Origin of the sequence: Mesorhizobium sp. M2D.F.Ca.ET.226.01.1.1 (assembly GCF_004022705.2) — a bacterium.
Lineage (GTDB): Bacteria > Pseudomonadota > Alphaproteobacteria > Rhizobiales > Rhizobiaceae > Mesorhizobium.
The window spans coordinates 1-340 of the sequence record NZ_RZOY02000080.1 but is presented as its reverse complement, the minus strand read 5'-3'; the positions used below and the strand labels follow the sequence as shown (position 1 = coordinate 340).

General features: G+C 70.0%; 1 protein-coding gene. It reads left to right on the top strand.

All coding sequences use genetic code 11. The features are described 5' to 3' along the window. Positions 1-340, top strand: a 340-nt coding sequence (locus EN869_RS33835) for an SPOR domain-containing protein (protein WP_135916134.1), incomplete at both ends; no start/stop codon positions are given.

The window sequence follows — 340 nt, the reverse complement described above, 5'->3', positions numbered from 1 at the left end:
GTGATCCAGGTCAGGAAGGTCAAGACGGTTGCGGTGGCCGCCATGGCTCCGGCGCCGGCGCCCCAGGAAGCCACGTCCCAAGCCGAAACCACGTCCCAGGCCGTCGCCGCTTATGCCGAGCCGGCTCCAGCGGCCGCACCGGCCGTCGATCCGGTCAAGACGTCCTCGGTTCCATCGGGATGGGTGGTGCAGGTCGCGTCCTCGCCGACGCAATCGGGAGCCCAGGCTCTCCTGGACAAGACGAGCAGGCAGGCGCCGAAGGCGCTGGCCGATGCGTCGGGCTTCACGGTCGCGTTCGATAAGGGCGGCGTCACCTACTACCGCGCCCGCTTCGGCGGCT